This is a genomic window from Candidatus Thiosymbion oneisti (genome assembly GCF_900092655.1).
Classification (GTDB): Bacteria; Pseudomonadota; Gammaproteobacteria; order Chromatiales; family Chromatiaceae; genus Thiosymbion; species Thiosymbion oneisti.
The window spans coordinates 1-9330 of sequence record NZ_FLUY01000490.1 but is presented as its reverse complement, the minus strand read 5'-3'; the positions used below and the strand labels follow the sequence as shown (position 1 = coordinate 9330).

Genomic DNA, 9330 nt, shown 5'->3' with positions numbered 1-9330 from the left:
AGCGTGGGAGCAGACTTGTCCCGACGGAGGAGGGATCTTGACGCTCCAGCGTCGATTAAGCGCCTCGGTAGGCTAACAGCCAACGCCTATCCGCACAGAGGAGCTGAGTCCGCTGGAGCGGACAAGACGGCGTTCCCACCTGTCCGCGTGCAGGGACGCACAGGCAGACGCTGGAGCGTGGGAACGAGCGTGACGGCGGTGCACCTGTGCCCAATCTACCCTGCCGGAAGTCGGTGACTGGTCGCTGGAAGCAGTCTATTATACGGGCTCACCCCGGTGTTAAGGCCCTTGCCCGAGCCCTTGCTGGTTATGGTGCGCCCTGTTGGAATCGAACCAACGACCACCTGATTAAAAGTCAGATGCTCTACCGACTGAGCTAAGGGCGCAAAAAGATCTTTCCAATCAAAGATTTGACTCGCTCAACATGAGCGCATGAGCTGATTTCGAGCCCGCCGAACGGGTGCGGTCCACAGGGCAACCGCTGCGATTTAAACATTGGCTCTTTATGGATTCTGGATTGCTTTGGAGTGCGCCGGCAAAGCGGCGCGGCCCTAGCCAACCTCAGCCACGGGGGATACCAGCGGCGTTGGTCAGGAATCCAGGCACTTAGGCTCCACCCGCGCCGCGACGACGGCGCTTTCCCCTGGCCGTAACACCTTTATCCATCGCCACATCCAAAGCGGCGGCAGGATGGTGCCACTTGGCCGACCCCCGGCTTATGCTTAGGGCTGTAGGTTCTGGTAAGCAGCGGGGTGAGGTTGCCGCCGCACTCCAAAACGTCCGCTGCTAACCTTCCATGATCCTTGGCAGTCCGGAATCCATAAAGGACCTAAACATTCATTTAAGCATACAGCCTAGATATAGACCAGCAATGTCACAAAGTTTTTGTTGCTCTTCGGGGTCTGAATTGATAATTTTTCCTTTTTCAAGAATCAAAGCGCGACCAGTGTGGAAATTTAGCCGGTCTGCGTGGCCTGAAGCTGGCAGAGGGGGTCACTCTCGGCAGGAGGGTGTCGCAAAAGCCCCTCTCCCGTCGGGAGAGAGCCTGCGCCGAGCCCGTAGGCCGGGTCAGGCCAAGGATGGCTACTACCCGACGACGGTGGCTGACATACTACGCGGGCTTTTGCGACACCCTCGGCAGTGCACGGGATTCGCAATGCATAGGAATGCGGGTTCGTCGATGCGCCGGATACCGGAGGATTTGACCTGTTGCGTTCGACGCACTAAGGCTCGCTCATCTACGGGGGGCGTCAGTGCCGGCGTCTTAACGCAATCGACACCCACATGATCCCCCGCGTGGCCTGCTCGTGCGGACCTCACTTTGGGTGTAGGATGCGGTGAGCGCCTGCCCACTGCCCCAAGCACGCCTGCCTATGCTGGCCTACCTACCCCCAGGGACAGGGATAGGAAAAGGGGATGGGAAAAGCCCGGTAGACAAGCGGCAGGCGGCGAACCGCATCGTAAGGAACCCTGAATGATTCGGCGCTGTCTGGGGGACCGGACTACCCATGGGCTAGGATTCGTTTTAACCAGACAGCTTCTAACTTCTCAAATAGCGATAGGGGAAAATAGAATGTCCGTAAAAATCCTCATAAAACGTCATGTCCCGGAAAGCGACCATCCCAAACTGACCGAGCTGCTGCATGAAATGCGCAGCCTTACGTTGAAGCAGCCCGGCTACATATCCGGCCAAACCCTGCAGCGAATCGATGATCCGACCGAGTGTATCGTCGATAGTAATTGGCGCTCCAAGGAAGAGTGGGATCAGTGGTTCCGGAGTCAGGAACGAAACGCCATCCAGGCAGAAATCGACGCGTTACTTGGCCGGGAAACCGAGTATGCCGTTTACGAGTATCTTTAAGACATATTTTTGTTTTCCTTAACGAACGGGCTTCCATGTTAGAGGCCCCGAACGGGAACCTATGAGGCGATACCCAAGATGCCAACCGACAAACTCGAGCTCCTTAAAACGAAAAAGGAACAACTCTCTCTCGGGGGAGGCACCAAGAGGATAGAAAAACAGCATGCAGCGGGGAAGCTGACAGCCCGGGAGCGGCTTATCCATCTGTTCGACGACCAAACATTCGTTGAGCTGGATGCGTTCGTAAAATGCCGCAGTACCAATTTCGGCCTGGACAAGCTCGGGCTCGAGGGGGAATCGGTTGTCACCGGCTACGGTCGGGTCGACGGGCGACTGGTATATGCCTTTTCGCAGGATTTCACCGTCACCGGTGGTGCCCTCGGCGAAATGCATGCCAGTAAGATCGTGAAGGCCATGGAAGCGGCGACCAAGATGGGGGCCCCTCTGGTCGGTCTGAATGACTCCGGTGGTGCCCGCATCCAAGAAGCCGTCGATGCCCTTTCCGGTTACGGTGATATCTTCTTCCGAAATTCCATCTATTCCGGGGTCGTCCCCCAGATCTCCGCGATCATGGGTCCCTGTGCCGGCGGCGCGGTCTACTCGCCCGCGTTGACCGATTTCATTTTCATGGTCGACCAGACCTCCCAGATGTTCATCACCGGGCCGCAGGTCATCAAGACGGTCACCGGAGAGCAGGTGTCGGCGGAGGATCTCGGGGGCGCCATGACCCACAACAAGGTCAGCGGCAATGTCCATTTCATCGCCGAAACCGATCAGACCTGCATCGAGCAAATCCGGCAGCTCCTGGGCTATCTCCCATCGAACAACCTGGGGAAGGCGCCGACGGTGGAGTGCAAGGATGACCTGAACCGACAGATCGACGAATTCGACTCCCTGATACCGGAGGACCCCAACAAACCCTACGATATCCATAATGTGATCCGCCCCATCGTCGATGATGGCGAATTCATGGAGTATCAGCCCTATTTTGCCACCAACCTGATCACCGGTTATGCCAGGGTCAATGGTGAGTCGATCGGTATCATTGCCAACCAGCCGAAGGTCATGGCCGGTTGTCTCGATATCAACGCCGGCGACAAGGCCGCCCGCTTCATCAGGACCTGCGATGCCTTCAATATTCCCCTGCTGACCTTGGTCGATGTACCCGGTTTCCTGCCGGGGACCGCCCAGGAATACGGCGGCATCATCCGCCATGGCGCCAAGATCCTGTATGCCTACAGTGAGGCGACGGTGCCCAAGGTCACCCTGATAACCAGGAAGGCCTACGGTGGGGCCTATGTCGCCATGTGCTCCAAGTCGCTGGGGGCGGACATGGTGCTCGCCTGGCCGACGGCAGAGATCGCCGTGATGGGATCGGAAGGCGCGGTAAACATCATCTTTAAGAAGCAGATTGACGAGGCGGAAGACAAGGCGGCGACGAAAAAGAAGATACTCGACGAATATAACGCGGAATTCGCCACGCCCTACAAGGCAGCGGAACGCGGATTCGTGGACGATGTCATCGAGCCGCGTACCAGTAGGCAACGCATCGTCGATGCGTTCAGCATGCTGGAGGGCAAGCGGGAAAAGCGGCCGGCCAAGAAGCATGGCAACCTGCCTTTATAAGCACCGGAGGGCATAATGGAAACCGACCTGCTCACCCTTTTTGCCAATGAGGACACAATAGAGAGCCTCACGACTACTCAGCGGTTGTGGGCGGGCCTCATCACGACGGTTCTGGGCATGGGCATCACCTTCGTAATCCTCATCCTCTTACAGTTTGTGATCGGTCTGTTCGAAAAGCTTCCCGACCCGGAGAAGAAGCCGACGCCGGCCCGCAAGCCCACCCCTGCGCCGGCAGCCGGGAAAGCCGCTGAAAAGCCGGCCACTCAGGCCGACGCTGAGCTCGTACCGGTCATCGCGGCATCCGTTGCCATGATGCTCGAAACATCGACCGCCAATATCGTGATCAGGGACATCAAGCAGGTGGAAGACACCTCGCCCACTTGGAGAGGGGCCGGTATCGCCGAGCAGATGCAAAACAGAATCTAAGTTTTTCGGAGTACCCAGCTATGAAAATGTTCAAAGTGGTCGTGAACGGCAACGAGTACGAAGTCGCGGTAGAGGAGATCAAGGGACAAGCAGGTTCCGCCCCGACACCGTCAGCGCCGGCTCCCAAACCTGCCGCTAAACCCCGGACTTCCGCACCGGCGACCCCGAAGCCGAGCCCGAAACCGTCAGGGGGAGATGGAGGCGAAGGCACGGTAGTCGCTCAAATGCCCGGCACCATTGTGGATATCGATGTGAACGTCGGCGACAAGGTCACGAAAGGGCAAAAGCTCTTGGTTCTGGAAGCCATGAAAATGGAGAATGAGATCGTCGCGCCCCATGATGGGACCGTCAGCGAGATTTCCGTGGCCGCAGGGGCCCTCGTCAACGCCGGAGACGCTCTGGTCGTCCTGAGCTGACAGGGGTAATCACCGCCATGTATGACGCCTTATTGAACTTTCTCAGCTCCACCGGCTTTGTCGGCCTGACCGACTACCGGATCTTCGTGATGATTGCCATCGCCTGTGTGCTCTTGTATCTGGCAATCGTCAAGGGCTTCGAGCCGCTGCTGCTGGTCCCGATCGCATTCGGTGTCCTCCTGACCAATCTGCCGTTTGCGAACATGATGCATCCCCCGGCTGTGGAGGTCACACCGTATTCCGAGGAAGCCCCCGAGAAAGCCCCCTTCGGTGCAACCTTGGTTCCTGTGGATCAGGAAGGGGCCCCTACCAAAGTTCCCGTGGGTCAGGAAGAGACCGCTACCGAGTATGTCGTCCACACTGAGAAGCCGGGAGGAATCATAGGCTATCTGTACAAAGTCCTTAAAACAGGTCTCCTACCGGCACTGATCTTCATGGGCGTGGGGGCCATGACCGATTTCGGACCCCTCATTGCGAACCCGAAGTCCCTCCTGTTGGGTGCCGCTGCCCAGTTCGGCATCTTTCTCACCTTTATCGGGGCCGTCGCCTCCGGACTGTTCAACGCCCAGGAGGCCGCATCCGTTGCCATCATCGGCGGCGCGGATGGCCCGACCACCATCTTCCTCACGTCCCAGCTGGCGCCCCATCTGTTGGGAGCCACCGCAATCGCGGCCTATTCCTATATGGCGCTGGTGCCCATTATCCAGCCGCCGATCATGAAGCTGCTCACCACGGAAAAGGAACGCACCATAAAGATGACCCAGCTGCGCACGGTGACCAAGCGGGAGAAGATCCTGTTCCCGATCATTGTCACCATCATCGTGGTACTCATAGTTCCAGCGGCGGCGCCGCTGGTGGGGATGCTGATGCTCGGCAATCTCTTTCGGGAATGTGGGGTGGTCGCCAGGCTCGAAGATACCGCCAAGAACGCCCTGATCAACATCGTTACGATCTTCCTGGGGATTACGGTCGGGGCAACGGCGACGGCGGACAAGTTCCTCACCACCCAGACACTTGCGATCCTGGGCCTGGGTATCGTCGCGTTCGGATTCGGGACCGCCGCGGGCGTGCTCCTGGCCAAGCTCATGAACAAGCTATCCAGCACACCCATCAACCCATTGATCGGATCGGCCGGTGTCTCGGCGGTACCCATGGCCGCGCGGGTCTCCCAGACCGTGGGGAGCAAATACGATCCGACCAACTTCCTCCTGATGCATGCGATGGGTCCCAACGTCGCCGGGGTCATCGGCTCGGCCGTCGCCGCCGGGTTCTTGCTCGTGCAGTTTGGTAACTAACGATTGTTCGGAGAATTGAGATGCAGATACTCAAGATCGACCATCTGGGAATTGCCGTCAACAGTATGGATGAAGGCAAGAAGTTCTGGACCGATGTCCTCGGCCTCAAATTCGCGGGCGATGAGGTCGTCACCGAGCAGAAGGTGAATACAGGCTTTTTCCCGGTCGGAGAAAGCGAGGTCGAGTTGCTGGAATCCACAGCTCCCGATGGTCCGGTGGCCAAGTTCATCGAGAAGAAGGGAACCGGATTTCAGCATGTGGCCTTTCGTGTGCCCGATATCGACGCGGCCCTTGATGAGCTCAAAGCCAAGGGCATCAAGCTCATCGACGAGAAACCGCGCATCGGCGCCGGCGGTGCACGCATCGCTTTCCTGCACCCCAAGGCCACCGGTGGGGTCTTGGTGGAGTTGTGCGAGCGAGGTTAGATAACCTGGCCCCTAACCCGCCCTTGACCCCCTAATGAGGGCGCCTTGAGAGATCTAATGGAGGGGATTTCTCAAGGTGCCTTATGCTCGGTAACAACAAGATTGGGACATTGCCCACAAAACATCGGTAACAAGGAATGAGAAGCCGGGGAAACAGCGAAGGGAACGGGACAAGGCATGGATGCTACAGGGTTTAGGGGTGGCAAGGGATTTGAGTTAAAAAATGCCCCGTATCAAGGAGTCCGAAACCAGCCAACGGAAATTAACGGTAGGGTTTTTTCCGGACATGCTCTGGATCAAATGCAAAATCGCGGCATCATGCCATCGGTCGTAGAGAATGCGATAAAAACAGGAAAGTCATTCTCGGCGAGAGCCGGTACATCCGAGTTCTTTGATCCGGTCAATAAAGTTCGTGTCATCACGGATTCAGCAACAGGGAGAGTGGTGACCATAATACGAGGAGTACCAAAGTAATGTCAGCATACCTCGAATCAGCAAAGTCACTTCACAAAGCGATCCATAAAACGCTTATCGAAGAGTGGGATCCTATCGGAGTTGGAGACATTCTGGAAGCTCAGGATGAATATGACTCTTATATCCCGGAAATTTATAGAATGCTCATTTCAAGGCAACCAAAGCATAAAATATTTGAATACCTTTGGTGGCTTGAAAGCGAGCATATGGGATTGAGTGGAGACAGGCAACGTACTGAGGCGTTTGCAGAAAGGTTATTGAATTTGGTTGGAATTTCCTCTCTGAATTAAGAGGAATCGAGCTTTATGGAAGTTCGCCGTAGTTTTCCGCCGGGAGAGACCGAGGCAACAAGTCGTCCGCAGATCTTAATTCTTTGTTTCCAGTACTCCGTTTCGCCTTATTTTTCATTCTCAGCGAGGCGATCGGTGCTTTGCCTTAGCTCATTTAGAGGGCTCTGAGTATAAAAATAAGGCGAAACGGAGTACTAGGTGCGTTGATGGAGATATTCGTGAATTTGATAAAGAAGCAATCGTTGTGGTATAGTAAGGTAGTTTGACGCACTTAAACACGGCGACTTGCCGTCTAGACTCGCCGTCTACTACCTGTTGGCACCGGGCAGCCAAAGCGGTTCGCACGGAAGCATTGACTGGACCTACGGCCGACTGTCAAGTGATGACTTCAAAGGTTCGTACGGAGTGCAGGCTCTTGGAGTGTATAGTCATCCTGAGCCCGACGAAAACAGGAAAAGAGACGCTACTCTTTTACTTTTAAGGGTACGGTGGCCGTGCGAAGCAGGGATGCTCCGTTGTTTTCAGGCGCCTAAGCGCTCGAAAATGAAGCAAAGCCAGGGAAAAGGAGTCAGTTCCCCTGTTGGAAAGAGAGGGTTACTGCGTACATTGGGAATGCGTAAAGAGGGGCTCAGAACCTCTTCGTGTGCGTCGCTCCCACAACTTTTCAACATAATCGAAGGTACATCAATGAATAGTGGCATTAATCGTAAACGGGATTGGTTCCGAGGGGCTCTGTACAGCGTTCATCGAGTGACCTGGTGTACCGTTGCACTCCGGCGCACGAGGGTAGTTCCACTTTTTGTCGCGTTCGCGCTTACAGCATGCGCAGGTGACGGCTTCCGTACGGCGGTTGGAAATTTCGCAACCACGACGGAAGCGGCAACCGCGCAACAGGTTGCATTGCAGCAAAAGCAATTTGAGCGTCGCGCGAACGATATTGCGGACGAATTGGCTAATAAGCGGGTTGAGCTTGTGTTGTCAGTTGGCTGCGCACCGGCCATCGAAGACACGAACGTCAATCTGTGTTTTGTTGAGCGGCGCGACAGGGAACCCCTTGTAACACCATTTAACGCAGTTCACATAACAAATCTTCGTAAAGCCCTGGGAACGTATGCATCAAATCTGGCATTGTTGGCTGCCGGCGCTGCCGAGAGCGATGCAGCGTTCCGCAAACAGGTTGATAGTTTCGCCGCGTCGCTTGGTGGCTTGAGCGGAGCATTAAAGTCGGCAATAGGAACTGCCGTGCTGGAAGAAGACGATTATACTGTTGCCGCGAAAATACTTGCCGAACTCGGTAGTCTCTATTTTGAGTATCAACGCATTAACACGCTTAGAAAGATCATTATTGAGACAGATCCTGTAGTACAGAAAGCCGCGGTTTACCTGGCGCAGACCGACGTAATCTTGATGGATGCCGATAATTTTGCGCCGCTGGAAGATATATATGCCGCTGAAGCTAAGGTGAAGCAACTGACGAGCAGCCCAAATGCGACGACGGCCGCTATTCGCAAGGCACAAACTGATCTGATAGCGAAGACGGAAGCCTATAGGATGGGCTTTCGGGATCCGGCGAAGCACAAGTCAGCGTTCACGAAACTCGCAAAGGCTCATGCGGAACTGGCGAAAGCCGCAAAGTCGCGTTCGTCTAGCGAGGATTTGGAGGCTGCAGTCGAGCGGATCGTTGCCGCCGCAGAATCTATCCGCGCGGCTGTCAAGGAGCGTTCCAGCGAAGACGACAGCGCGTGATACGGTTGAAAGAACTTACGCAACTACTGTCCAAACCCTGCCAGCCCTAGAGCTGGCTAAGGTCCGAATCTACCTGTCATAGCTTAGACACTGGAGGCAAAAGATGGCCGACAACGACTCGAACCCACACCAGGAAGAAGGCGCCGACCTCGCGGGATGGAAAACAATCCGTAATGCGATTTCTGACGCATTGAATGAGAATCATAGATTGCGTAGGGACGCTGATTTCTCGTCAGACCCAAACTCTGATTTCCAGAAGTACACGAGGAACATGACTACGCTCATCAACGACCATGCGCGACACGCTGATACAGGCCTGCGTATCGTAGATCAGGCAGTAGCCACGAGCCAGGCCAGGGCAGCATTGGAGGAAGCCGCGAGGGATGCAGATGAAGAGACGAATCGGATCGCAAGGGCGATGAATAAGCTTGAGCAGGCAACAAAAGCTGTTGATGCCATTACCAGGGCGGTTGGTATCGCCGCCAGACTGGTGGCTCTTGTTTAATAAATTTGCGATCCTAAATAAAAGGACACCCACTTTGTTTTGCGCGAGTCGGGTGCTTTCGTCTGGTAGGACGGTGGGGTACATTCCTGATGGGAGAGCTACCCGTTGCCTTATACCATCACCTGTGCGGAGCATATAAAACATATAGGGTCTAGATAACTTTAGAGTGGATTTTCTTTCAGCAGAGTTAGTATTCTATCATAGAGGTTTTCCTCGCGGTAATTAAATCTGAATTCACATTCCTTGAGGTGTAGATGAAACGTATG

10 protein-coding genes, 1 tRNA gene and 1 pseudogene are annotated in these 9330 nt (G+C 55.3%); 10 read left to right on the top strand and 2 right to left on the bottom strand.

The genetic code is table 11. The features are described 5' to 3' along the window. Positions 1–310 precede the first annotated feature (310 nt). A tRNA-Lys gene (locus BQ17_RS04775) sits at positions 311–386 on the bottom strand. A gap of 1187 nt (positions 387–1573) precedes the next feature. Here BQ17_RS04775 and BQ17_RS04770 point away from each other — a divergent pair. From BQ17_RS04770 to BQ17_RS04725, 10 genes are all read left to right on the top strand, one after another. Further along, positions 1574–1861, top strand: a complete 288-nt coding sequence (locus BQ17_RS04770; RefSeq protein ID WP_089724745.1) for an antibiotic biosynthesis monooxygenase family protein — start codon at positions 1574–1576, stop codon at positions 1859–1861. Positions 1862–1939: 78 nt separating this feature from the next. Continuing rightward, positions 1940–3487 carry an acyl-CoA carboxylase subunit beta gene (locus BQ17_RS04765; RefSeq protein ID WP_089724743.1) on the top strand — a complete coding sequence of 516 codons (1548 nt, stop codon included), beginning with the start codon at positions 1940–1942 and terminating at the stop codon, positions 3485–3487. A 15-nt stretch (positions 3488–3502) separates the two neighbouring features. Next, the gene (locus BQ17_RS04760) at positions 3503–3913 is read left to right on the top strand and encodes an OadG family protein (protein WP_089724742.1); all 411 of its coding nucleotides are present in this window, start codon (positions 3503–3505) and stop codon (positions 3911–3913) included. 20 nt (positions 3914–3933) lie between these two features. Continuing rightward, positions 3934–4329, top strand: a complete 396-nt coding sequence (locus BQ17_RS04755) for a biotin/lipoyl-containing protein (protein ID WP_089724740.1) — start codon at positions 3934–3936, stop codon at positions 4327–4329. Between the two features lie 17 nt (positions 4330–4346). Further along, positions 4347–5624 (top strand): sodium ion-translocating decarboxylase subunit beta, encoded by a 1278-nt coding sequence (locus BQ17_RS04750; RefSeq protein ID WP_089724738.1) that lies wholly within the window; start codon positions 4347–4349, stop codon positions 5622–5624. 20 nt (positions 5625–5644) lie between these two features. After that, positions 5645–6049, top strand: a complete 405-nt coding sequence (mce, locus tag BQ17_RS04745) for a methylmalonyl-CoA epimerase (protein ID WP_089724736.1) — start codon at positions 5645–5647, stop codon at positions 6047–6049. A 177-nt stretch (positions 6050–6226) separates the two neighbouring features. Further along, positions 6227–6523 carry a DUF4258 domain-containing protein gene (locus BQ17_RS23965; RefSeq protein WP_089724734.1) on the top strand — a complete coding sequence of 99 codons (297 nt, stop codon included), beginning with the start codon at positions 6227–6229 and terminating at the stop codon, positions 6521–6523. After that, positions 6523–6813 carry a hypothetical protein gene (locus tag BQ17_RS04735; protein WP_089724732.1) on the top strand — a complete coding sequence of 97 codons (291 nt, stop codon included), beginning with the start codon at positions 6523–6525 and terminating at the stop codon, positions 6811–6813. Before BQ17_RS23965 ends, BQ17_RS04735 begins: the two co-directional genes overlap by 1 nt. Before the next feature lie 687 nt (positions 6814–7500). Continuing rightward, the gene (locus BQ17_RS04730; RefSeq protein ID WP_089724730.1) at positions 7501–8559 is read left to right on the top strand and encodes a hypothetical protein; all 1059 of its coding nucleotides are present in this window, start codon (positions 7501–7503) and stop codon (positions 8557–8559) included. Between the two features lie 103 nt (positions 8560–8662). Next, positions 8663–9064, top strand: a complete 402-nt coding sequence (locus BQ17_RS04725; RefSeq protein ID WP_089724728.1) for a hypothetical protein — start codon at positions 8663–8665, stop codon at positions 9062–9064. A 161-nt stretch (positions 9065–9225) separates the two neighbouring features. Here BQ17_RS04725 and BQ17_RS20290 read toward each other — a convergent pair. After that, positions 9226–9330 (bottom strand): annotated as a pseudogene (locus BQ17_RS20290) (IS1595 family transposase); the annotation flags it as partial.